The 22,664-nt window shown below is 58.4% G+C and carries 19 protein-coding genes; 12 read left to right on the top strand and 7 right to left on the bottom strand.

What is annotated here, in order from left to right; translation table 11 throughout:
- Window positions 1-79: 79 nt before the first annotated feature.
- Window positions 80-2,698, bottom strand: a complete 2,619-nt coding sequence (gene mutS, locus AN476_RS01210) for a DNA mismatch repair protein MutS (protein ID WP_172684783.1) — start codon at window positions 2,696-2,698, stop codon at window positions 80-82.
- A 176-nt stretch (window positions 2,699-2,874) separates the two neighbouring features.
- Here mutS and AN476_RS01215 point away from each other — a divergent pair, with 176 nt between their 5' ends.
- On the top strand, window positions 2,875-5,130 hold the full coding sequence (locus AN476_RS01215; RefSeq protein WP_054458752.1) for an NADP-dependent malic enzyme: 2,256 nt from the start codon (window positions 2,875-2,877) through the stop codon (window positions 5,128-5,130).
- A 5-nt stretch (window positions 5,131-5,135) separates the two neighbouring features.
- Window positions 5,136-6,008 carry a ribokinase gene (locus tag AN476_RS01220; protein ID WP_054458754.1) on the top strand — a complete coding sequence of 291 codons (873 nt, stop codon included), beginning with the start codon at window positions 5,136-5,138 and terminating at the stop codon, window positions 6,006-6,008.
- Window positions 6,009-6,108: 100 nt separating this feature from the next.
- Here the strand turns inward: AN476_RS01220 and msrA are convergent, their stop codons facing one another.
- Complete coding sequence (gene msrA / locus AN476_RS01225; protein WP_054458756.1) at window positions 6,109-6,774, bottom strand: peptide-methionine (S)-S-oxide reductase MsrA; 666 nt, start codon at window positions 6,772-6,774, stop codon at window positions 6,109-6,111.
- 163 nt (window positions 6,775-6,937) lie between these two features.
- On the opposite strand from msrA, the gene AN476_RS01230 reads away from it, so the two are divergent.
- Window positions 6,938-7,846: a D-amino acid aminotransferase gene (locus AN476_RS01230; protein WP_054458758.1), complete on the top strand. Its 909-nt coding sequence runs from the start codon at window positions 6,938-6,940 to the stop codon at window positions 7,844-7,846.
- Window positions 7,846-8,559 (top strand): hypothetical protein, encoded by a 714-nt coding sequence (locus AN476_RS01235; protein ID WP_054458916.1) that lies wholly within the window; start codon window positions 7,846-7,848, stop codon window positions 8,557-8,559. Before AN476_RS01230 ends, AN476_RS01235 begins: the two co-directional genes overlap by 1 nt.
- A gap of 89 nt (window positions 8,560-8,648) precedes the next feature.
- Here AN476_RS01235 and AN476_RS01240 read toward each other — a convergent pair whose 3' ends face one another.
- The 3 genes from AN476_RS01240 to AN476_RS01250 all read right to left on the bottom strand — a co-directional run bounded on the left by AN476_RS01240 (window position 8,649) and on the right by AN476_RS01250 (window position 10,965).
- On the bottom strand, window positions 8,649-8,933 hold the full coding sequence (locus AN476_RS01240; RefSeq protein ID WP_054458918.1) for an SCP2 sterol-binding domain-containing protein: 285 nt from the start codon (window positions 8,931-8,933) through the stop codon (window positions 8,649-8,651).
- A 128-nt stretch (window positions 8,934-9,061) separates the two neighbouring features.
- The gene (locus AN476_RS01245; RefSeq protein WP_054458760.1) at window positions 9,062-9,514 is read right to left on the bottom strand and encodes a DUF1810 domain-containing protein; all 453 of its coding nucleotides are present in this window, start codon (window positions 9,512-9,514) and stop codon (window positions 9,062-9,064) included.
- A 224-nt stretch (window positions 9,515-9,738) separates the two neighbouring features.
- Window positions 9,739-10,965, bottom strand: a complete 1,227-nt coding sequence (locus tag AN476_RS01250) for an argininosuccinate synthase (protein ID WP_054458763.1) — start codon at window positions 10,963-10,965, stop codon at window positions 9,739-9,741.
- Window positions 10,966-11,105: 140 nt separating this feature from the next.
- Here AN476_RS01250 and AN476_RS01255 point away from each other — a divergent pair, with 140 nt between their 5' ends.
- Both AN476_RS01255 and ilvA read left to right on the top strand, forming a co-directional pair.
- Window positions 11,106-11,831: a hypothetical protein gene (locus tag AN476_RS01255; RefSeq protein WP_054458765.1), complete on the top strand. Its 726-nt coding sequence runs from the start codon at window positions 11,106-11,108 to the stop codon at window positions 11,829-11,831.
- 174 nt (window positions 11,832-12,005) lie between these two features.
- A complete protein-coding gene (gene ilvA, locus AN476_RS01260; protein ID WP_054458767.1) occupies window positions 12,006-13,232 on the top strand; it encodes a threonine ammonia-lyase IlvA in 1,227 nt (408 codons plus the stop codon).
- Window positions 13,233-13,444: 212 nt separating this feature from the next.
- On the opposite strand, the gene AN476_RS01265 is transcribed toward ilvA, so the two are convergent.
- Window positions 13,445-13,768 (bottom strand): Hpt domain-containing protein, encoded by a 324-nt coding sequence (locus AN476_RS01265; RefSeq protein WP_054458768.1) that lies wholly within the window; start codon window positions 13,766-13,768, stop codon window positions 13,445-13,447.
- A 170-nt stretch (window positions 13,769-13,938) separates the two neighbouring features.
- On the opposite strand from AN476_RS01265, the gene AN476_RS01270 reads away from it, so the two are divergent.
- Window positions 13,939-15,210: a PP2C family protein-serine/threonine phosphatase gene (locus AN476_RS01270; protein WP_054458920.1), complete on the top strand. Its 1,272-nt coding sequence runs from the start codon at window positions 13,939-13,941 to the stop codon at window positions 15,208-15,210.
- Window positions 15,211-15,375: 165 nt separating this feature from the next.
- Here AN476_RS01270 and AN476_RS01275 read toward each other — a convergent pair whose 3' ends face one another.
- Complete coding sequence (locus AN476_RS01275) at window positions 15,376-15,846, bottom strand: NUDIX hydrolase (RefSeq protein WP_054458771.1); 471 nt, start codon at window positions 15,844-15,846, stop codon at window positions 15,376-15,378.
- Window positions 15,847-15,941: 95 nt separating this feature from the next.
- Here AN476_RS01275 and AN476_RS01280 point away from each other — a divergent pair, with 95 nt between their 5' ends.
- From AN476_RS01280 to AN476_RS01300, 5 genes are all read left to right on the top strand, one after another.
- The gene (locus AN476_RS01280) at window positions 15,942-16,931 is read left to right on the top strand and encodes an Hsp33 family molecular chaperone HslO (protein ID WP_054458922.1); all 990 of its coding nucleotides are present in this window, start codon (window positions 15,942-15,944) and stop codon (window positions 16,929-16,931) included.
- On the top strand, window positions 16,924-17,520 hold the full coding sequence (locus tag AN476_RS01285) for a CoA pyrophosphatase (protein WP_054458773.1): 597 nt from the start codon (window positions 16,924-16,926) through the stop codon (window positions 17,518-17,520). The genes AN476_RS01280 and AN476_RS01285 overlap by 8 nt, the downstream gene beginning before the upstream one ends.
- Window positions 17,517-18,686 (top strand): CCA tRNA nucleotidyltransferase, encoded by a 1,170-nt coding sequence (locus AN476_RS01290; RefSeq protein WP_054458775.1) that lies wholly within the window; start codon window positions 17,517-17,519, stop codon window positions 18,684-18,686. The genes AN476_RS01285 and AN476_RS01290 overlap by 4 nt, the downstream gene beginning before the upstream one ends.
- A 231-nt stretch (window positions 18,687-18,917) precedes the next feature.
- Window positions 18,918-20,756 carry an ABC transporter ATP-binding protein gene (locus tag AN476_RS01295; protein WP_054458776.1) on the top strand — a complete coding sequence of 613 codons (1,839 nt, stop codon included), beginning with the start codon at window positions 18,918-18,920 and terminating at the stop codon, window positions 20,754-20,756.
- Window positions 20,753-22,600: an ABC transporter ATP-binding protein gene (locus AN476_RS01300; protein ID WP_054458778.1), complete on the top strand. Its 1,848-nt coding sequence runs from the start codon at window positions 20,753-20,755 to the stop codon at window positions 22,598-22,600. The genes AN476_RS01295 and AN476_RS01300 overlap by 4 nt, the downstream gene beginning before the upstream one ends.
- Window positions 22,601-22,664: the final 64 nt, after the last annotated feature.

The raw sequence follows: 22,664 nt of genomic DNA on the forward strand, positions 1-22,664 counted from the left end.
CGGGCCCAAGGGCCCGTTGCCTGCGGCGCGAATATTTTTGGAAAGATGATGAGCGGCGCCAGGTGGCAGCCGCTCATTTCTATTTGCCGGCCTCTTTCAGGCGGTAGAGCGCCTCCAGGGCTTCACGTGGGGAGAGCTCATCCGGGTGTAGGTCCTTCAGCAGCTCATCCACTGGGGAAGGCGCGGTCTTGGCCTTGGGCTGTGGCGGCGGGGCTGCGGCAAAGAGGGGGAGGTCGTCGATCTGGATCTTGGCGCCCGCACCTTCGCGACTGCCCTGTTCCAGTAGATCGAGCACGTCGCGGGCGCGGGCAACTACAGAGGCAGGCAGGCCGGCCAGCTGCGCCACCTGCACCCCGTAAGAGCGATCCGCCGCGCCCTTTTTGACCTCATGCAAAAAGATCACCTCGCCCTCCCATTCCTTGACCGAAACGGTTGCATTGTCGACGCCGGTCAGCTTGTTCGAGAGCTGGGTCAATTCGTGGTAATGGGTGGCAAAGAGAGCGCGCGACTGGTTGACCTCGTGCAGATGTTCCAGCGTGGCCCAGGCGATGGAAAGCCCATCATAGGTGGCGGTGCCGCGGCCGATTTCATCCAGGATAACCAGGGCGCGATCATCGGCCTGATTGAGGATGGCGGCGGTCTCCACCATTTCGACCATGAAGGTTGAGCGCCCCCGGGCCAGATCATCCGAGGCGCCGACACGGCTGAACAGCTGGCTGACCAGACCGATGTGGGCGGATTCGGCTGGCACATAGCTGCCCATTTGGGCCAGCAGAGCGATCAGCGCATTCTGCCGCAGGAAGGTGGATTTACCGGCCATATTGGGACCGGTCAAAAGCCAGATGGCGGCACCGTTGCTGGCGGAGAGGTCACAGTCATTGGCGACAAATCTATCCCCACCCTGTTGCCGCAGGGCCCGTTCCACAACTGGGTGTCGCCCGCCGGTGATGGCAAAGGCGCGGGAGGCATCCACATGGGGGCGGGCCCAGGCTTCGCCGCGCGCCAGATCGGCCAGCGCGGTCAGAAGATCCAGCTCAGCCAGTCCACGCGCCGCAGCGTTCAACCGCGCAGCCTGGTCCATGATCGCCCCAGAAAGGGCTGAATAGAGCCGCTTTTCGATCTCAAGCGCGCGATTGCCGGAGTTCAGAATCCGGGTCTCAATCTCGCTGAGCTCTACCGTGGTGAAACGCACCTGGTTTGCGGTAGTTTGACGATGGATGTATTTTTCCGACAGCGGAGGCGAGAGCATTTTATCCGCATGGGTGGCGGTGGTTTCGATGAAGTATCCCAGCACATTGTTGTGTTTGATCTTCAACGAGGTGATGCCGGTATGGGCGGCATAGTCCTGTTGCATGCCCGCAATGACCGTTCGACCTTCGTCGCGCAGGGTGCGGGCCTCGTCGAGTTCCTCGTCATAGCCCGAGGCGATGAAACCACCATCGCGGGCCAGGAGTGGTGGTTCTGCGACCAGGGCGGCATCCAACAGATCCAGCAGCGCATCAAACCCGGTGAGATCAGCGGTGGCCGCAGCAATCAGCGGCGGCAGATCCTCATGTGCGTTGCGTTCTGCGATGGCGGCGGCCTGGGCCAGCCCATTGCGGATTGCGGCAAGGTCACGCGGACCGCCGCGATCCAGCGCCAGGCGCGACAAGGCCCGATCGAGATCCGGGGTTTTGCGCAGGGCGTCGCGCAGTTCTTCACAAAGCTGATCGCGTTCGACCACAAAATCCAGGGCCGCTAGCCGGGCATTGATCACATCGAGGTTGCGCGAGGGGCTGGACAGGCGTTGCTCCAGCAGACGGGCCCCACCGGGAGTGACGGTGCGGTCTATCACTGAGAGCAGCGAGCCGGCGCGTGCGCCAGAGAGCGACCGGGTAAGTTCCAGACTGGCGCGGGTAGAGGCATCGATCTGCACCACCCGGTCTTCCGCTTCCTGAACGGGCTGTTGCAGAAGCGGCAGTTTGCCTTTCTGGGTGATCTCCAGATAGTCGATCAAGGCGCCCATGGCCGAGATTTCAGCCCGAGTGAAGCTGCCAAAACCATCCAGAGCGCTGACACCAAAGAGCGAACAGATGCGTTTTTCCGCGGCGGTGCTGTCAAAGCTGGCCTTGCCCAGTGGGGTCAGCGGAATTTTATACTCTTCGGCCAGGGGAGAGGTTGCCTCATAGGTGGCCCCATCTGCCACGATCAGCTCGGATGGGGCAAGCCGTGCCAGTTCGGGCGAGAGCCGTACCTGGCTGATGGGCATCACATGAAAGGCTCCGGTCGAAATATCGGCCCAGGCCAGGGCGGAGTCTTCGCGCAGTTCGGAATAGGAAACAAGGAAGTTGTGACGGCGGGCTTCGAGCAGGGAGTCCTCGGTCAGGGTGCCGGGGGTGACCAGCCGTACCACGTCGCGTTTGACTACCGATTTGCCACCGCGTTTCTTGGCTTCGGCGGGGGTTTCCAGCTGTTCGCCAACGGCCACGCGAAAGCCCTTGCGGATCAGGGTCAGCAGGTAGCCTTCGGCGGCATGAAAGGGCACGCCGCACATCGGGATGTCTTCGTCATTGTGCTTGCCGCGTTTGGTCAGGGCGATGTCCAGGGCCTCGGCGGCATTGACGGCATCGTCAAAGAACAGCTCGTAGAAATCTCCCATCCGGTAAAACAGCAGGGCATCTGGATACTGTGCCTTGATGTCGAGATATTGCGCCATCATCGGCGTGACTTTGGACAAGAGGGATCTCCGCGCATTCGGTATTTTTATCGTCGCGACCATACAAACCGGCGACCTGCGGCGAAAGGTGAAAACGTATAGTCGTTGTGGCAGCTGGATGGCTGAGCTATTAAGTTCCAGCCCGCCTAGAAACGCCCCATGGAAAAGAACGCAAAACGATGCCCAAAGCAAAGATCACCGACGAAGAAGCTCTCGCCTTTCACCTGGACCCGACGCCCGGAAAATGGGAGATCAATGCAACCGTCCCGATGACGACGCAGCGGGATCTGTCGCTGGCCTATTCGCCCGGTGTTGCAGTGCCCTGCGAAGCGATCGCGGCCAATCCCGAAACCGCCTATGACTATACCAACAAGGGCAACCTTGTTGCGGTGATCTCCAACGGGACTGCGGTTCTGGGTCTGGGCAATTTGGGCGCTCTGGGCTCCAAACCGGTGATGGAGGGGAAATCCGTTCTCTTCAAACGCTTTGCCGATGTGAACTCGATCGACATCGAGCTGGACACCGAAGACCCGGACAAATTCATCGAGGCGGTGAAGCTGATGGGGCCAACCTTTGGCGGTATCAACCTCGAAGATATTAAGGCGCCGGAATGTTTCATCATTGAGCAGAAGCTCAAGGAAGAGATGGATATCCCGGTTTTCCACGACGACCAGCACGGCACGGCGGTGATCTGTGCGGCCGGGTTGATCAATGCGCTGCATATCTCGGGTAAAAAGATTGAAGACGTAAAGATCGTTCTCAACGGTGCCGGGGCGGCGGGCATTGCCTGCATCGAGCTGTTGAAACGCATGGGCGCGCGGCATGAAAATTGCATCGTCTGTGACACCAAAGGCGTGATCTATCAGGGCCGGACCGAGGGCATGAACCAGTGGAAATCGGCCCATGCCGTCACCACTGAGCTGCGCACTCTGGAAGAGGCCATGGATGGGGCGGATGTGTTCCTGGGGGTGTCTGTCAAAGGCGCTGTGACTCAGGAGATGGTTGCCAAAATGGCCGACAATCCGGTGATCTTTGCCATGGCGAACCCCGATCCGGAAATCACCCCGGAAGAGGCCCATGAAGTTCGCGTTGATGCCATCGTTGCCACGGGTCGTTCCGACTATCCAAACCAGGTCAATAACGTCCTTGGTTTCCCTTATCTCTTCCGCGGTGCGCTGGATATTCATGCCCGCGCCATCAATGACGAGATGAAAATCGCTTGCGCCCACGCCTTGGCGGCTCTGGCGCGCGAAGACGTACCGGATGAGGTGGCTCTGGCCTATGGAAAGTCACTGACCTTTGGCCGCGACTATATCATCCCGACGCCGTTTGATCCGCGCCTGATCTACCGTATTCCGCCTGCCGTGGCCAAGGCCGGCATGGATACAGGGGCGGCGCGTCGTCCGATCATTGATATGGAGGCCTATGAGATTGGTCTCAAAGGTCGGATGGATCCAACCGCCTCGATCCTGCGTGGCTTGAATGCGCGGGCCCGTTCGGCGCAAAGCCGGATGATCTTTGCCGAAGGCGATGATCCGCGGGTTCTGCGGGCCGCTGTCAATTATCAGCGCTCCGGCTTTGGCAAGGCCCTGGTTGTTGGTCGCGCCGATGATGTAAAAGCAAAACTCGAAGCCGCAGGTATGGGCGATGCAGTCCGCGAACTTGAAATCGTCAACGCCGCCAATACCACCCATCTGTCGAGCTACAAGCAGTTCCTCTACAAGCGTTTGCAGCGCAAAGGTTTTGACCGTCACGACATTCACCGGATGGCGGCCCGCGACCGGCATGTCTTTGGAGCCTTGATGCTGGCCCATGGTCATGGCGATGGGCTGGTGACGGGGGCCACCCGTAAATCCGCCCATGTGATGGATCGCATCAATCACGTCTTTGACGCCGACCAGCAACACGGCGTTGCTGGGGTAACCGCGCTGCTGCACAAGGGCCGCATCGTTCTGATGGGCGACACATTGGTACATGAATGGCCGGACGAAAATGATCTGGCCAATATCGCTGAGCGTGCCGCTGGGGTGGCCCGCCACATGGGGCTTGAACCCCGCGTGGCCTTTGTCAGCTTCTCCACCTTTGGCTATCCGGTCTCGGAACGGGCGGAAAAGATGCATATCGCGCCCTCGGTCCTGGATGCCCGCGGCGTTGATTTTGAATATGAGGGCGAGATGACCGTGGATGTGGCGCTGAATGCCACCTCACAAGAGGCCTATCCCTTCCAGCGCCTCACCGGTCCGGCTAATATCTTGATCGTGCCTGCCCGGCACTCGGCCTCGATATCGACCAAACTGATGCAGGAAATGGGCGGCGCCACCGTGATTGGTCCGATCCTTTCGGGCGTGCCAGAGCCGATCCAGATCTGCTCCACCACCTCGACCGCCAATGATATCCTGAACATGGCGGTGCTGGCCGCCTGCAACATCGGATAACAGCTATGGCAATTTGGAATCTGGGCTCAATCAATGCGGATATGGTTTATGCCATGCCGCATCTGCCGGTGGCGGGTGAAACCCTGGCGGCCACAGGATTGGACCAGTTCCTGGGCGGTAAGGGAGCCAATATGTCGGTCGCTGCCGCCCGCGCCGGCTCCACGGTGCATCACATCGGCGCGGTTGGGCCTGAAGGTGGCTGGGCAGTGAGCCGTTTGATGGAATATGGCGTCGACACCCGCCATATTGCGACACAGGATCTACCCACCGGACATGCCATAATCTCTGTGGACCCGTCCGGCGAAAACCAGATCATCCTGTTTCCGGGTGCCAATCATGCAATCTCAACGGGTCAGATCGGTCAGGCGCTCAGTGCCGCTCATGCCGGGGATCTTCTGATCTTGCAGAACGAGACCAACCTGCAGGCCGAGGCCTCCAAGATGGCGCGGGATCTTGGGCTCAAAGTGGCCTATGCCGCTGCCCCCTTCGAGGCCAGCGCAGTTCAGGCGGTTCTGCCTTTCCTGGATCTCCTATTCCTCAACGCGGTTGAAGCAGAGCAGTTACAGCAGGCAATCGGCAAGGCGCCACAGGATCTTGGTGTTGCGGATGTCATCGTTACTCTGGGTGCCAAGGGTGCGCGTCACTTTAACGGGGCCACGGGGAACACCAGGGATGTTCCCGCCCTGCCGGTCACTCCAGTTGATACTACAGGGGCTGGCGATACTTTCACCGGCTATGTGCTCTCCGGGCTCGACCGGGGTCTGCCCATGCCCCAGGCCATGGCCCAGGCGGCCCGCGCTGGGGCTCTGATGGTCACGCGCCACGGCACTGCTGATGTAATCCCCGACCTGAAAGAGGTGCAAGAGGCTCGCTTCTAAAGCGCCGCTTACCCTTTTCATTTGGCCTGAAATATCCCGGGGGTGAATTGCGCCGTGGCGCAAGAGGGGGCTGGCCCCCTCATTCTGATGCCTAGAGAGTTTAATAGGCCTTGGCAAAGGGCGCTGCATCGCCCCAGAGCTGGATGACACGACTGTCCCGGCCGCAGGCCTGGCGATACCGCTTGTAAGCGGCCGCCTGGCGCTTGGGACCAAAACGTGTCAGCACCAGTTTGCTGCCCTTATAGTAATCCTGGTGGTAGTCTTCTGCGTGATAAAACGTTGCACTCTCCAGAATAGGTGTGACGATTTGTTGTCCCAGCGCGGAGGCTGCTTCGGCCAATACCGTCTTTGCCAGAGCCTTTTCTTTTGGGTTAGAGACAAAAATTGCCGTGCTATAGACATAGCCACGATCGCAGAATTGTCCATCTGCATCGGTGGGGTCGACGGATCTGATGAACAGTTCCAGCAGATGTTTGCGACTGACACGCGCGGGGTCAAAATGGATCTCAACAGCCTCGAGATGCCCGGTATTGCCCTTTCCAACTTGACCATATGTTGGGTTTTTTGTGGTGCCGCCCGTATAGCCGGAAATGGCTTCGATCACGCCGGGCACCGATTCAAAATCGCTTTCAACACACCAGAAACATCCCCCCGCAACGATGAGCTTTTCCTGGGTTTGGGCCTCGGCCTCATGCCCTCGCAGCACCATGGCGAGCAGCATAAAAACGGTGAGGGCAATGGGTTTCAAGGTTTTGAAAATCTGCATGGGTGACCTCCGGTATTGCACCCTGTTCGGGGCGATATCTGCACCCTGACGGGAGGGCTGCTTTGGCTCAACCCTGTGTCATCAAATGTCACGCGGAGGTGAGCGCAAGTTACCGCTTGGAAGTTGTATCCAATCCTTTTAGCGTGCCGCCAAGGAGGACCCGATGACCAAAAAAATGAGCACCCATCAGGCAGCGGAAGATCAGCGCAACGAAGAGATTCTGATTTATCTGAATGGCAAGATCGTGCCCAAGGCAGAGGCAACCGTCAGCGTCTATGACAGCGGCTTCATGCTGGGAGATGGTGTCTGGGAGGGGCTGCGCCTTTACAATGATACCTGGGCCTTCATGGATGCGCATATTGGTCGACTGTTCGAGGCGGCAAAAGCGATTGATCTGGACATTGGTTTAGATCCGGAAGGCGTCAAGAATGCTTTGTTAGAGACGCAAAAGGCCAATCAGATGACATCGGATGCCCATGCGCGGCTGATGGTGACACGGGGGCCCAAGACACGGCCATTTCAGCATCCGTCGCTGTCGCAGCAGGGACCAACCATGGTGATCATCATGGAACATTCCACGCCCAATCTGCCGCGGCCTATTCGGTTGGCAACGGTGCCGCATCTGCGGGGGCTGCCGATGACTCAGGATCCCAAGCTCAATTCCCACTCCAAGCTCAATTGCATCCTGGCCTGTATCGCCGCTGAAAAGGCTGGCGCGGATGAGGGGCTGATGTTGGATGTGAACGGCTTTGTGAACACCACCAATGCCTGCAACTTTTTTATTGTGCGCAACGGCGCGGTTTGGACCTCGACCGGGGATTACTGCATGAATGGCATTACTCGGCAAAAGGTCATCGACCTGTGCCGTGCCAATGACATCCCCGTTTTTGAGCGCAATTATTCACTGGTTGATACCTATGGCGCCGATGAGGCCTTTCTTACCGGCACCTTTGGCGCTCAGACCCCGGTTGGCGAGATCGACGGGCGCCAGATCGGTACCGGCGAGATGGGGCCGATGACCAAGCGCATTCGATCCCTGTACAAGGCCCTGATCGATGCGGAATGCGCCTGATGCGGATTGCCATGTGGTCGGGGCCGCGCAACCTGTCGACGGCGATGATGTATGCCTTTGGCAACCGCAGTGACTGCGCTGTTGTGGATGAGCCCTTTTACGCCGCCTATTTGGCCCTGACCGGCCTGCAGCATCCGATGCGCGAAGAGATCCTGGACAGCCAGTCTCAGGATGCAGGTGACGTTGCCCAGGCGCTGCTGGGGCCGGTGCCGGCTGCCAAACCCTATTTTTATCAGAAACACATGACCCAGCACATGATCGCGGGGGTGCCACGCGATTGGATGCGGGAGGTGACGAATGTTTTCCTGATCCGTCACCCGGCACGGGTGATTGCCTCTTATGCCCAGAAGCGGGAAAACCCGACACTGGAGGATATCGGCTTTCGCCAGCAGGCGGAGCTGTTTGATTTGTGCCGCAGCTGGGGGCAGACGCCGGTTGTTGTCGACAGCCATGACATTCGCGCCGATCCCGCAGGCAAACTGGAGCAGCTCTGCGAGGCCATTGATCTGCCGCCATCGCCAAGGATGCTGAGCTGGCCCAAAGGTGGCCATTCCGAGGATGGCGTCTGGGCACCGGTCTGGTACGGGGCAGTGTGGAATTCCAGCGGCTTTTCTGGGCCGGAGGGTGATCTGCCAACGGTGCCAGAGCAACTGCAGCCTGTGCTGGCAACAGCCATGCCCTATTATGAAGCAATGAAAGCGCAAAAAATCTGAGGAGCGGAGGGGGCTTTGCCCCCGCGCCACAGGCGCTCCCCCAGGATATTTGCAGCCAAATGAAAGGCCTGAATGCGGCGTTCGGGAGGCTATCCGATCAGCTTGCCCAGCTTTAAGGCTGTGGCCATATCGCCAGAGATTTTTAGTTTACCCATCATCACCCCGGTCATCGGGTTCAGCTTGCCCTTGAGCAGTTTGAGCAGATTGTCCTGACTGAGGGCAATGGTGCAATCTGTCTCGCGGTCCTCCGTCGAAGCGCCGCCCTCGGCCAGAATGATGACACCATCGGCGCCGCAGTCAAACTTCAGCGAGCCCTCAAAGCTCTTGCCTTGAAGGGCCTCAGATATGCCCTGTGCAATGTCAGCTAGCGCCATTGGATTGCCCCTTTGAAACATTTCCGCGTTTGAAACACGGTCAATGGGGTAGGCAAGCGCTGGGCAGCTGGCAAGCCTGACGGGGCGGCAAGCACCAGCCTAAGGGGCGCAAGACTGCAGGCGGCGCCTTAAGAAATGGCTTCTACTGTCACATCGCAGGGCGTGGCTGCAAAAAACGTGGCGAGCACCTCGGCAAAGATGTCTGGTGCGCCTGGAACGGCGGCAAAGAGGGTCATAGAGGAGCAGAGTTTCTTTGCATCTGTCGCGCCCAGGATTGCTGCGGGGTCTTGCCCCTGATGGGTCAACATCAATTCGGAGACCTCGATCAGGCGGGCGCGCAGCACCTCATGGCCCAGATAGGCACTGGCCTCGGAGAGGTCTTCGATTCCATAAAGCTGCGCCATATGGGATTGGCCAAGTTCTGCCAGCTGGGGAAAGACAAACCACATCCAATGGCCGGTCTTTTTGCCGGCTTTCAACTCGGCCAGCACGTCAGCCCAGACGGTGTCCTGAGCTTCGATAAACATTTCCAGCTCTTCCGCGAAATCATCTTCAAAGAGGTCATCCTCTTGATCAGTCATCCTAAACTCCGTCTGCGGCGATATCTGGCAGACCCTAGCGGATGCGGAACTACTGCGCCAGACGCTCTTTGAAACTGTCGATGTGTCTGAGCCAGTTGCGAGGGAGCGGAGGGGCAAATTTGACAGAGATGCCTTTGGTCGCCGTCAAAACACATTGAAGGGGACAAAAAAGGGCCGCTCCCAGTGGTGCGGCCCCTCGTGCAAATCTCTGATGTTCCAGAGTGTTACTTTTTCAGGCGACGCTCGCGCGCAGCCAGCAGCTTCAGACGCAGGGCGTTGAGCTGGATAAAGCCCGCCGCATCGGTCTGGTCATAGGCGCCGGCATCTTCTTCGAAGGTCACATGGGCCTCGGAGTAGAGCGTGTGATCCGACCAGCGGCCAACGCAGGTGGCGGAGCCTTTGTAGAGCTTCAGACGCACGGTGCCGGTGACATGGGTCTGGCTGGCGTCGATGGCGGCCTGCAGCATTTCGCGCTCGGGGGAATACCAGAAGCCATTGTAGATCAGCTCGGCATATTTTGGCATCAGCTCATCTTTGAGGTGCATCGCGCCCCGGTCCATGGTGATGGACTCGATGCCGCGGTGCGCTTCCAGCAGCAGGGTGCCGCCGGGGGTCTCGTAGATGCCGCGCGATTTCATGCCAACAAAGCGACCTTCAACCAGGTCGAGACGACCGCAGCCGTGCTTGCCACCGTATTCATTCAGCTTGGTCAGGATGGTGGCGGGCGACATGGCCTCACCATTGATCGAGACCGCATCGCCCTTTTCAAAGCCGATTTCGATGAATTCGGGCTCGTTGGGGGCATCCTCGGGGTGGACTGTACGCTGGTAGACGTAATCCGGTGCCTCGACGGCGGGATCTTCCAGAACCTTGCCCTCAGAGGAGGTGTGCAACAGGTTTGCGTCCACCGAGAAAGGCGCTTCGCCACGTTTGTCCTTGGCAACTGGGATCTGGTTTTGCTCAGCGAACTCCAGCAGCCGGGTGCGCGAGGTCAGATCCCATTCACGCCAGGGCGCGATCACCTTGATGTCGGGGTTCAGCGCATAGGCGGCCAGTTCAAAACGAACCTGATCGTTGCCCTTGCCGGTGGCGCCATGGGCCACGGCATCAGCGCCGGTGGCTTCGGCGATCTCGACCAGACGTTTGGAGATCAGCGGACGTGCGATCGAGGTGCCCAGCAGATACAGGCCTTCGTAGACGGCATTGGCGCGGAACATCGGGAAGACAAAATCACGCACGAACTCTTCGCGCACGTCCTCAATATAGATGTTTTCCGGCTTGATGCCGAGCAGTTCAGCCTTTTTGCGGGCGGGCTCCAGCTCTTCACCCTGGCCGAGATCGGCGGTGAAGGTGACAACTTCGCAGCCATATTCGGTCTGCAGCCATTTCAGGATGATTGAGGTATCAAGGCCACCGGAATAGGCCAGCACAACTTTCTTGGGCGCGGACATAGAATTTCCTCTCAGTCAGATCGACTGGGCGATAGCGGGTTTCCGCCGCGAGGGCAAGCTTTGCAGGGCTTTTCATTCAATTGCCTCTCGCTTAGCGTGCGGCCAAATTGATGCATTCGTTTGAAGGGGTGTTGTGTGCGATGGGCTGGAAGATTTTCTCACATTCGGTGTTTTTGCTGAATCACAATCTGAAGGATGCCCTGCGCATTTCTTCGCCGCTGATTGTCACCATGCTGCTGAACCTGTTTCTTGGGGGCGCTATGGCGATCGACAATTTGGAAGCCGGGACACCGCAAGGTACTGGGCCCAATCTGTTTCTGACACTCCTAAGCGCAATTGCCGGCCTGTGGGTCGCTGTGGCCTGGCACCGTTTTGTGCTGCTGGAAGAACGGGGCGGCAGCCTGCCGACCTTCCATGGCAGCCGTATGGTTTCCTATTTTATTGTCATTTTGCTTATGATGATTGGTTTGGCGCTGGGCGCCGGGGGGGCGGGCGCCATCGCTGGCATTGCGCTCAGCAACATCACCCCGCTGTTTGTCTTGGCCATGCTGGCAATTGTCGTGACGACCCTCTGGGCCTTTTACAGGTTGTCGCCGCTTCTTCCGGCTGCGGCCCTGGGGGAAGCTATGGGCGTGAAACAGGCCTGGGAGGCAACCGCCGACATGTCCGGCGCAGTGCTGGGTGCGGCCCTGCTGCTGATCGTATTTGCCTTGCTTTGTGGTGGGGCTGCCATGCTGGTCCTGTTTCAGGTCAACATTTTGATCGGGGTGATCCTGATGGGGGTGGTGCAATGGGCCTATACCATGGTCGGGATCAGTGTCCTGACCACGATCTACGGAATTGCCGTGGAGGGCCGCGATATCTGATCTCCCTGGGTTGTTCAGGACATTTGTTTTGTACAGGAGATCCCTATTGCCGAATTTGGATATGGCTTTGTGGTCAACGGGGAAGGCCTGAATAGACAGATCCTTTGGGTATTCTTCGGTATGCTTTGACCCTGCCCTCTTGCCATGAAGGCAGGCTTGGTTCAGTCAGGGGATATGACGGATTTCATGACCCAGGCCCGCGCGGCCGAGGCGGCGATGCGCGATGTGTTTCCGCCCACGCCGCTTCAGAAAAACCTGCATCTCTCCGATCGTTACGGAGCGGATATCTACCTCAAGCGTGAGGATCTGAGCCCGGTTCGCTCTTACAAAATTCGCGGTGCGCTCAATGCGATGCGCAAGCAGCAGGATCAGCAGCTTTTTGTCTGCGCCTCGGCGGGAAATCATGCACAGGGTGTGGCCTTTATGTGCAAGCACATGAGCGTCAAAGGCGTGATCTTTATGCCGGTGACCACACCGCAGCAGAAGATCCAGAAAACCCGGATCTTTGGTGGGGACAATGTCGAGATCCACCTGGTGGGCGACTATTTTGACGACACGCTGGCGGCGGCACAGGAGTGGTGTTCCCGCGAAGGCGGTCATTTTCTGTCGCCTTTTGACGATGCAGATGTGATCGAAGGCCAAAGTTCGATCGCGGTGGAAATCGAGGCTCAGTTGGGGCAGGTGCCGGATCACGTCATCCTGCCCGTGGGCGGCGGGGGTATGTCCGCCGGGGTGACCAGCTGGTTTGGCGAACGGGTGCATAGTCTTTATGTCGAACCCGCGGGTGGCGCCTGTCTGCGGGCGGCGCTGACAGCCGGGCATCCCGTCTCGCTGGACAGGGTCGATACCTTTGTGGATGGCGCTGCGGTTGGCCGACTGGGAGAACGGCCCTTTGAACTGTTGAAGAATGTACCCCTGCCGGATGTTATCGCCCTGTCCGAGGATCGGGTCTGCACCACCATGATCGAGATGCTGAACGTCGAGGGAATCGTTCTGGAGCCTGCCGGGGCTTTGGCAGTCGAGGCGCTGGGCGATCTGCGCACATGGATTCGCGGCAAGACAGTTGTCTGCGTCACTTCAGGCGGAAATTTTGATTTCGAACGCCTGCCTGAGGTCAAAGAGCGGGCGCAGCGATACTCCGGCGTAAAAAAATATTTTTTATTGCGGCTGCCACAGCGCCCCGGAGCCTTGAAAGAGTTCCTGAATATTCTGGGGCCGGAGGATGACATTGCCCGATTCGAGTATTTGAAAAAGTCTGCACGCAACTTTGGTTCGGTCCTGATCGGGATCGAAACCAAACGCCCAGAGAACTTTGCGGATTTCTTTGCGCGTCTGGATGGCGCAGGCATGGCCTATACCGATATCACCAATGACGAGACCTTGGCACAGTTCCTGATTTGACGGAGCCAGGCTAGCCATCAGGCCTGACAGCCCTGTTTGGCGTCAGGGTTTGGGAGGCAGCGCTTTTGCGAGACTGTCCGAGGCTTCGCCAAACTGTGTTGCGCTGTTGCCCGCCTTTCACTGATCAGTAGATGCGGAGAAAACTTCCTGCAATTCCGATCTTATGTATCTGAGATACATTATTTTCTCAGATCATAGGATCTGGCTGTATTTTAGCCCAGCTTGGGAAGTTCAGCGATAAAACTTTGTTTGGACGCCTCAAACATATTGAGGATTGCTGGCAGGTCGACCTGCGCGGCTTGGCCTTCCGCTGATTGGCGTTCTCCCTGCAGGCAGAGTTCGGCAAAGCTTTCAAAGCCGAGATTCAGCGCGCAGCCCTTGAGGAAATGCAGGTCCTGTTCTAGCTGACCACGGTCGTTGCTCCGCAGCTTCTGGATAATTTCTTCGACTTCTTCCAGGAAAAGCTCCACAACTTCGGTGAAGTCATCAGGCCCGATTTCGTCTCTCAGTTCTTTTACTCGAGGCCAATCAATCATGACGTGTTCCTATTTGCCTTCAGTTTGAAAGGGACTCATAGGTTGTATGTAGTAAATTTATGGTGAAAACGTGTTCAGAGACATTTTTCAAAATTCATATCCTATTAAAGGTCTGGCCTGATAGTGACAGCAGAGACTAGCCCACGACTATTTTGTATGAGGAACCGAAGGTGCTGCCAGACAGTTCACTGGAGAACGAGGAACACGCGATGAGCGGGTCAATCAGCCGAGTATTGGTTGTTGATGACAGCCGTTTGCAGCGCCGTATTCTGGTGGCCTCTCTGCAAAAGTGGGGTTTTGACGTCGTTGAGGCTGAAAGTGGCGAGGCCGCGATGGAGATCTGTCGCCAGGAGCCCCCCGATCTGATTCTCAGCGACTGGATGATGCCGGGAATGAATGGGCTGGAATTTTGCCAGGCCTTCCGGGAGCAGTCCAAGGACAACTATGCCTATTTCATTCTGCTGACCTCGAAGAGTGAAAAGAACGAGGTGGCCGAAGGTCTGGATGCCGGCGCCGATGATTTCCTGACCAAGCCTGTGAGCTCGGACGAGCTGCGCGCGCGGATTTCTGCTGGCGAACGCATTCTGAAAATGCAGCGGGAGTTGTCGGAGAAAAACCGCATTGTTTCCGATACGCTGGATGAGCTGCAGAATGTCTATGACGCCATCGACAAGGATCTGATTCAGGCCCGCAAGATTCAGGAATCATTGGTGCCCGAACTCTCCAAGGAGTTTGGGTCTTCGACCGTCAGCCTGCTGCTGAAACCCTGTGGTCACATCGGCGGCGATCTGGTTGGGATGTTCTGTCCTGGCGTGAATCGGATCGGGTTTTATTCGATTGATGTCTCTGGGCACGGTATTACCTCGGCGATGATGACTGCCCGTCTGGGCGGCTATCTTTCCTCGACTTATTTTGATCAGAATGTCGGCATGGAGCAGCGCTTCAAACGGTTCTATGCACTGCGCCAACCGGATGAGGTGGCCCGGTTGCTGAATGCGCGGCTGATTGCGGATACCGGCATCGAAGAATATTTTACCATGGCCTATTGCATCGTTGATCTGCGCAGCGGTGTGTTGAAGATGGTGCAAGCTGGGCATCCACATCCGCTGCTGCTGCGCCGGGATGGCAGTACCGAATTCCTGGGCAAGGGCGGCGTGCCCATCGGCCTGGTGCCGGATATCAGCTACAGTCAGGAAGAGGTCGTTCTGGAAAAGGGGGACCGCTTGTTGCTCTATTCCGACGGCTTTACCGAAGCGCGGCTTGAGAATGGCGAGATGTTGGAGGTCGAAGGCCTGCTGGATCTGATCGGCAAATGCGACACCCGTCAGAGCGGCAAGGAATTCCTGGATGACCTCTATTGGAACCTCACTCAGATCATGTCGCAAGAACATGGGCTTGAGGATGATGTTTCGGCCACCCTGTTTGAATATGAAGGCCCCTAAAGCCTGATCGGAAAGATTTTCAAGTCCCCAAGCACAGATGACGTAGGGGATAGTCAGGGGGAGGCGAGGCTCCCGCCAATCGTCAAATTATCAGAGATAATTCGCTCTTGTTGGGCCCGGCAGACCGCAAAAGCGGTCTGCGGTTGCGCATCTTTGTGAGCTCGTTCAATCAAAACCCGGCTTTGCACGGGTCCGGCTTCGCGACAGGTAGAGTTGGGTAAAATGGCGGTCTCCGTCATTGCCGAGCGCCTGAAGAACCTCGGCGGGCTGCATCCAGATGGCGTGATGACCGGCTTCGCTGGGAGGTCCCATCCTGCGTAGAGGGCGCGCCAGGTAGATGTGACAGATTTTTTCCGCCCAGAGGTCATATTCAGGCATGTAGGTATACCGGCGGAATGCGCCGAGTCTCTTGGGGGTCCTGATAGACCAGCCGGTTTCCTCAAAGACTTCGCGATGCAGGGCCGGCAGAGGGGATTCTCCGGGGTCGATACCGCCGCCGGGCAGTTGGATCTCTGGCTGTGGATCCATCTGACGGGTCACCAGAAACCTGCCATCACGGGGCAAAATCGCATAGGCGCCAGGACGCATGCGATATCTCTGTTTCTGCTGCGGAACCTCACCAAATCGCCTGATCATCTGCGCCCCCTTCACTCTATCGTGGAAAACCCTATATAGGCTCGATATGCCAATCACCGGCGCTTAAGGAAACCCCCATGACCGTTGGATCAGAAATGTCTCTTGGATCAAAAATTGCATGGGACGATACCGTCCTGCCTTTTCAGCTTGATGCCTCCGATATGCGGGGCCGCGTGGTGCGGCTTGATTCGGCGCTTGATGGCATTCTGAAGCAGCACAACTACCCCCCCCAGGTCGAGGCCCTAGTGGCTGAGATGGCTTTGCTGACTGCCATGATCGGGCAGACGATGAAACTGCGCTGGAAATTGTCGCTGCAGGTCCAGTCCAAAGGGCCGGTACGGATGATTGCCACCGACTACTACGCGCCTGAGGCAGAGGGCGAGCCGGCCCGGATTCGCGCCTATGCCAGCTATGACGCGGATCGGCTGACGCCAGGCGCGCCATTTGATCAGGTGGGCGAGGGGTATTTTGCGGTGATGATCAATCAGGGCGAGGGCACCAAACCCTATCAGGGCATCGCTGCGCTGGATGGCGAATCGCTGGCGGCCTGTGCTGGCGCCTATTTTGCCCAGTCCGAGCAGCTGCCGACGACCTTTACCCTGACCTATGGGAAATCCTCTGGCCCTGGCGTTGCCGAACATTGGCGTGCAGGTGGCGTGATGCTGCAGCATATGCCAAAGGCCTCCCCCTTTGTGGCTTCGGATGCTGCGGGCAATGGCGCCACGCTTCAGGCCGCAGATCTGGTTGATGGCGAGACTGAGGAGAACTGGAACCGCGTCAACACGCTGCTGAACACCGTCGAGGAGCTGGAGTTGATTGGTCCCTCGATCACCCCGACCGAGCTGTTGCTGCGTCTGTTTCACGAGGAAGCGCCACGAGTATATGAAGCACAGACGGTTCACTTTGGCTGTACCTGTTCCGAAGAGCGTGTGCGCCAAAGCCTGTCGATCTATTCGGCCAAGGACATCGCCACCATGACCACAGAGGAGGGTCGGGTGACAGCTGATTGCCAGTTCTGTAGCGCGCACTATGATCTGGACCCTAAAACGGTTGGCTTTGAAGCGGAAACAGCAGCAGGTGACTGACCTGCGGCAAAAGCTGAAGGCGGCATTGGCGCAGCAAGGGGCGGGATCGTCTGATTTTGATCTCAACCCCGACCTGGTGCTCCCCGGCGCCCGCAGGCTGCGCCCTGCGGGGGTTCTGGTGGCAATTTCTCTGTTTGAAGAGGCGCCTCGGGTCATCCTGACCAAACGGTCTTCGGCCCTGAAACACCACCCCGGTCAGATTGCTTTTCCTGGTGGCAAAGTGGACCAGAGCGACGCTGATGTCACCGCTGCTGCGCTGCGGGAAGCCTGGGAAGAGATCGGCCTGCCGCCTGAATTGCCTGAGGTGATTGGTCATCTGCCCAACCATGAGACCGTGACCAGTTTTCAGGTGACGCCAGTGGTGGCGCTGCTGCATGAATGCTTTCAGATACGTCCCGAGGCGGGCGAAGTGGCCGAGGTGTTTTCGGTGCCGCTTGCCCATCTGCTGGAACCTGCCAACTATATCATTGCCTCGCGCAGCTGGCGTGGCACCCGGCGGCATTACTACACCGTGCCGTTTGGGCCCTACTACATCTGGGGCGCAACCGCGCGTATGCTGCGGAACCTGGCCGGGGCGCTACAGTCATGACGCTGGCTGCTGAAGCCTGGCTGAATGATCCGGCAACACAAAGCGTCTGTTCCGCGCTGACCGCAAATGGCGCCCAGGCCCTGTTTGTCGGCGGCTGCGTGCGCAATGCCCTTATGGGAGTTGCTGTATCTGATATTGATATCGCCACGGATGCCACCCCAGAGGAGGTTCTGGCATTGGCGAAGGCTGCTGGGATCAAGGCGATCCCGACTGGGATTGAGCATGGCACCGTGACACTGGTGAAGAATAAGATCCCGCATGAGGTGACCACCTTTCGCAAGGATGTGGCCACCGATGGCCGTCGGGCCGTGGTGGCCTTTTCCAAAGAGATCGCGGAGGACGCGGCGCGGCGCGATTTCACCATGAACGCGATCTACGCCCACCCGGATGGCACAATCGTTGATCCCCTTGGGGGGCTCGCGGATCTCCTGGCGCGACGCCTGCGCTTTATCGGTATCGCCGAAAACCGCATTCGCGAGGATTATCTGCGCACCCTGCGCTATTTCCGCTTTCACGCCTGGTATGGCGATCAGGAAGCAGGATTTGATCCTGAGGCTTTGGCGGCAATTGCAGCCAATCTTGACGGGCTGTCACAGCTGTCTTTGGAGCGGGTCACGGCTGAATTTTTGAAACTTCTGCGGGCCCCGGATCCAGCACCGGCCATTGCGGTGATGCGCCAGATTGGTGTTCTGGGGCAGGTCTTGCCGGGTGCGGATGACCGGGCTTTGGCACCCCTGGTCCATCTACAGGGGCAGTTTCCGGACAGAGATGCCTCTTTTGATCCGATCTGCCGGTTGGCTGCGCTGGGCGGCGCGGCGTTGCAGGATCATCTGCGCCTAAGCAAGGCAGATGGCCGACTGTTGGTACAGCTGCGAGAGGCGGCAGTGGATACAATGGCAGCCGCTGAGCTGAGCTATCGGTTCGGGCGAGAGGTGGCACTTCAGGTGGTAGTGCTGCGCGCGGCCCTGCTAGAACAGCCGGTTTCGCTCGGTTTGGACCCAGATCTCAGGCTTGGAGCGACTGCAGCCTTTCCGCTCAAAGCGGCTGACCTGATGCCGGGTCTGTCCGGTGCTGCCCTCGGGGCGGCGCTGAAACAGCTGGAAGCTGCCTGGGTGAGCTCAGGCTTTCGGCTTAGCCGTGCAGAGCTATTGCAACAGTTGAAATAACGCCACAGCTGCTGAGATCTGCCCGCCTAACGGACAATCCGGTGGTGACAGGGGGCAGAATCTATGGCTAATTCCGCCTAGCCAAAACAATCATGCCGGGAGGAATGCGAATGTACTACGGGATCTGGTTTAGCTAAAGCCGTACCGCCCGTTTCAGAACGGGGGCGCGGCGTCGCCTCTTGTCTGCATTTTTGCATTCCCTATCTGCTCAAGTAACTGGAGCGCCCTGTCATGTTTCGTTTTTTTGAAAATCTCATTGATCCTTATTGCGACTACCCGGAAACGGATCAGCCACCGACCCGGCTCTGGCCCTTTCTCAAGGCCTATTCTCAGCCGTTCAAAGCCGTGTTCATCTTGACCGCCTGTATGTCTGTGGTGGTGGCGGCGATTGAAATTGGCCTGATCTACTACATGGGGCGGGTGGTTGACCTGCTGTCGAACCCGCCGGAACAGGTTTGGCAGAACTACGGAACCGAGCTGATCCTGGTGGCGCTGTTCATTCTGCTATTGCGGCCTTTGCTGCAGCTGGCGGATGTCTTGCTGCTCAACAACAGTATTCTGCCGAACTTTGGAACACTTATTCGCTGGCGGGCCCATAAACATGTGTTGCGCCAATCTGTCTCTTGGTTTGAGAATGACTTTGCCGGCCGGATTGCCAACCGGATCATGCAGACCCCACCGGCCGCAGGTGAAGTGGTGTTTCAGGTCTTTGACGCCATCACCTTTTCGCTGGCCTATCTGGTGGGCGCGGCGATCATGCTGATGGTTGCGGATGCGCGCTTGATGCTGCCTTTGCTGGTCTGGTTTGTACTCTACGGGTTCTTGGTGCGCTGGACGATTCAGCGGGTGGGGCCTGCCAGCCAAGCGGCCTCTGATGCGCGATCAACGGTGACGGGTCGGGTGGTGGACAGCTATTCCAACATCCATTCGGTCAAGATGTTCGCCCATGATAATCGGGAACTCGACTATGCAAAAGACGCCATCGAGAACACGCGGCTGACCTTCCAGAAGGAAATGCGCATCTTCACGGTGATGGACGGTGTTCTCGTCTCGTTGAACGGGCTGCTGATTGTTGGGGTGGTCGGCTGGGCGCTGCATCTGTGGATGATTGGCGCCGCCTCGGCTGGAGTGGTTGCGGCGGCAACCGCGCTGACATTGCGGCTCAATGCCATGACCGGCTGGATCATGTGGGCGCTGACCTCGTTCTTTCGCCAGCTTGGTGTGGTGGCCGAAGGGATGGAGACAATCGCCCAACCCATTGATCTGGTCGATGTCGCGAAAGCCAAACCGTTGCAGCTGTCCCAGGGTGAGGTCACGCTCAAGGATCTGTCGCATCACTATGGCCGCGAGGCGGGCGGTTTGGATCAGCTGAATCTGGTGATCAAACCCGGGGAGAAGATTGGCCTTGTGGGGCGCTCGGGTGCGGGCAAGTCGACTTTGGTCAAGCTGTTGTTGCGGTTCTATGACCCAGATGCGGGGCAAATCCTGGTGGATGGTCAGAATATTGCTGCCGTCACCCAGGATAGTCTGCGCAGCAAAATTGGCATGGTGCAGCAGGACAGTGCGCTTCTGCATCGCTCGGTGCGGGACAACCTGCTTTATGGGCGGCCCGATGCCAGCGAAGATCAGATCATCGCTGCCGCCAAACAGGCGCAGGCGCATGAGTTCATTCTGGACCTTGAGGATCCCCAGGGGCGGTGTGGCTATGACGCTCATGTGGGCGAGCGCGGTGTCAAACTGTCCGGCGGCCAGCGTCAGCGTATCACCCTGGCGCGGGTGATCCTGAAAGATGCGCCGATCCTGCTGCTGGATGAGGCCACCTCGGCCCTGGATTCCGAGGTGGAGGCCGCCATTCAGGAGACCCTCTATGGCATGATGGAGGGCAAGACGGTGATCGCTATTGCACATCGCCTGTCCACCATCGCACGGATGGACCGCATTCTGGTACTGGATCAAGGCCAGATCGCAGAGCAGGGTAGCCATGAAGAGCTATTGCAGGCCCAGGGGCTATATGCGCAGTTCTGGGCGCGCCAGTCCGGCGGATTCTTGAATATCGAGGCAGCAGAATGAAACTAGGCAATCTGATCGACGCGTTTCAGCCCGCCAAGGGCCCGCCGCCGCAGAACCTGGGCGGGTTCCTGCGCTGGGTGCTGGCCGGAGCCTGGCCGATGCTCATCCTGGCGGCTGCGATTTCGGGCTTTGCCGGCGCCATGGAGGCAGGGACCGCCTATTTCCTGGGATTGGTGATTGATACCGCTCTCTCCAGCGGGCCAGAGGCCTTTTTTACCAGTGGCAATCTCTTGGTAATCCTGGGCGCGCTGGGCTTTTTCATGCTGGTGCGGCCGGTTCTCTTTGGTCTGTCGGCGGCGTCCAATGCCATTGTGGTGCAGCCCAATGTGAATCCGCTGGTGCTGTCACGGCTTAATCGCTGGACCCTGGGCCAATCGGTGCGGTTTTTTGACGATGATTTTGCGGGCCGCATTGCGCAAAAGCAGATGCAGACGGCCTCGGCTGTGACCTCGGTTGCGACCGAGATGATCAATGTGGTGGCCTTTGCTCTGGCCTCTCTGGTTGGCTCTCTTGCGCTACTGGGCGCGATTGATTTTCGCATTACCTTGCTGTTTCTGATCTGGCTGATTGGGTATTTTGCCCTGATCCGATTTTTCCTGCCACGGGTAAGACAGCGGTCTGGAAAGCGTGCCGGGGCGCGGGCGATGGTCTCGGGGCAGGTGGTGGACAGCATCACCAATATCAAGACAGTGAAGCTGTTCGCCCATGCGTCGCATGAGGAACGCAGCGCCCAGAACGCCATGGTGAAGTTCCGCGAAACGGCGCTGGAGTTTGGCTATCTGGCTGCCAGCTTCCGCTTTTGCCTGATGACCCTCGCGGGTCTGTTGCCTGTCCTGCTGATCGGCGCGACCTTGTTGCTGTGGCGCAATGGCATGGCCAGCGAGGGCGACATCGTTGCCGCTGGCGCAGTGTCGATCCGCATTGCCCAGATGACAGGCTGGGTCAGTTTCACCCTGATGGCGATCTATTCCAACGTGGGCGAGATTGAGAACGGCATGAAGACCCTGACCCGCCCCGATAGGGTCGAAGACCTGCAAGACGCAGAGACTTTGCGGGTCACGGAAGGGGCGATCACTTTTGACTCAGTTGGCTTTGCTTATGGGCGTGATGTAGGCGGCATTCGTGATGTCTCTCTCGCCATAAAACCCGGCGAGAAACTGGGCATTGTGGGGGCTTCCGGTGCGGGAAAATCCACCCTCGTTTCGCTCTTGTTGCGGCTCTATGATGGGGAGGGTGGCCGGATCTTGATTGATGGGCAGGACATCGCCGGGGTGACGCAGGATAGTCTGCGCGGTCAGATCGGTATGGTCACCCAGGAAACTGCCATGTTCAATCGCTCGGCGCGTGAAAACATTCTGTACGGGCGACCTGATGCCAGCGAAGAAGAGCTGGTGGCGGCGGCCAAACAGGCCGAGGCGCATGAGTTCATTCTGGACCTCGAAGACGGGCAGGGACGTCAGGGCTATGACGCCTTTCTGGGTGAGCGGGGGGTCAAACTCTCCGGAGGTCAGCGGCAACGCATTGCCCTGGCGCGGGCAATCCTGAAGGACGCGCCGATCCTGATCATGGACGAGGCCACCTCGGCGCTGGATTCCGAGGTTGAGGCGCTGATCCAGGCGGCGCTGGAGCGGGTGATGCAGGGCAAAACCGTGCTGGCCATCGCCCACCGCCTGTCCACGCTCAGCGAGATGGACCGGATCATCGTGATGGAGCAGGGCCAAATTGCCGAGGTCGGCAGCCACGCGGAACTATTGGCTTCGGGCGGGCTCTATGCGCAGTTCTGGGCGCGTCAGTCCGGCGGCTTCATCTGCACGGATGAGGCAGGCACCGAAGCAGCAGAGTGATTTTGCCAAGAGCGGCGTCTCAGCATAGAAAACCCGGCTTTCTCCTGGATTGTCGGGTTTTGTC

Source organism: Phaeobacter sp. 11ANDIMAR09, assembly GCF_001294455.1.
Lineage (GTDB): Bacteria > Pseudomonadota > Alphaproteobacteria > Rhodobacterales > Rhodobacteraceae > Pseudophaeobacter.

What these genes read in the sequence shown, in the direction of transcription:
- mutS (WP_172684783.1), bottom strand. Translation starts at nt 2,698, where the DNA reads ATGATGGCGCAATATCTCGACATCAAGGCACAGTATCCAGATGCCCTG.
- AN476_RS01215 (WP_054458752.1), top strand. Translation starts at nt 2,875, where the DNA reads ATGCCCAAAGCAAAGATCACCGACGAAGAAGCTCTCGCCTTTCACCTG.
- AN476_RS01220 (WP_054458754.1), top strand. Translation starts at nt 5,136, where the DNA reads ATGGCAATTTGGAATCTGGGCTCAATCAATGCGGATATGGTTTATGCC.
- msrA (WP_054458756.1), bottom strand. Translation starts at nt 6,774, where the DNA reads ATGCAGATTTTCAAAACCTTGAAACCCATTGCCCTCACCGTTTTTATG.
- AN476_RS01230 (WP_054458758.1), top strand. Translation starts at nt 6,938, where the DNA reads ATGACCAAAAAAATGAGCACCCATCAGGCAGCGGAAGATCAGCGCAAC.
- AN476_RS01235 (WP_054458916.1), top strand. Translation starts at nt 7,846, where the DNA reads ATGCGGATTGCCATGTGGTCGGGGCCGCGCAACCTGTCGACGGCGATG.
- AN476_RS01240 (WP_054458918.1), bottom strand. Translation starts at nt 8,933, where the DNA reads ATGGCGCTAGCTGACATTGCACAGGGCATATCTGAGGCCCTTCAAGGC.
- AN476_RS01245 (WP_054458760.1), bottom strand. Translation starts at nt 9,514, where the DNA reads ATGACTGATCAAGAGGATGACCTCTTTGAAGATGATTTCGCGGAAGAG.
- AN476_RS01250 (WP_054458763.1), bottom strand. Translation starts at nt 10,965, where the DNA reads ATGTCCGCGCCCAAGAAAGTTGTGCTGGCCTATTCCGGTGGCCTTGAT.
- AN476_RS01255 (WP_054458765.1), top strand. Translation starts at nt 11,106, where the DNA reads ATGGGCTGGAAGATTTTCTCACATTCGGTGTTTTTGCTGAATCACAAT.
- ilvA (WP_054458767.1), top strand. Translation starts at nt 12,006, where the DNA reads ATGACGGATTTCATGACCCAGGCCCGCGCGGCCGAGGCGGCGATGCGC.
- AN476_RS01265 (WP_054458768.1), bottom strand. Translation starts at nt 13,768, where the DNA reads ATGATTGATTGGCCTCGAGTAAAAGAACTGAGAGACGAAATCGGGCCT.
- AN476_RS01275 (WP_054458771.1), bottom strand. Translation starts at nt 15,846, where the DNA reads ATGATCAGGCGATTTGGTGAGGTTCCGCAGCAGAAACAGAGATATCGC.
- AN476_RS01280 (WP_054458922.1), top strand. Translation starts at nt 15,942, where the DNA reads ATGTCTCTTGGATCAAAAATTGCATGGGACGATACCGTCCTGCCTTTT.
- AN476_RS01290 (WP_054458775.1), top strand. Translation starts at nt 17,517, where the DNA reads ATGACGCTGGCTGCTGAAGCCTGGCTGAATGATCCGGCAACACAAAGC.
- AN476_RS01295 (WP_054458776.1), top strand. Translation starts at nt 18,918, where the DNA reads ATGTTTCGTTTTTTTGAAAATCTCATTGATCCTTATTGCGACTACCCG.
- AN476_RS01300 (WP_054458778.1), top strand. Translation starts at nt 20,753, where the DNA reads ATGAAACTAGGCAATCTGATCGACGCGTTTCAGCCCGCCAAGGGCCCG.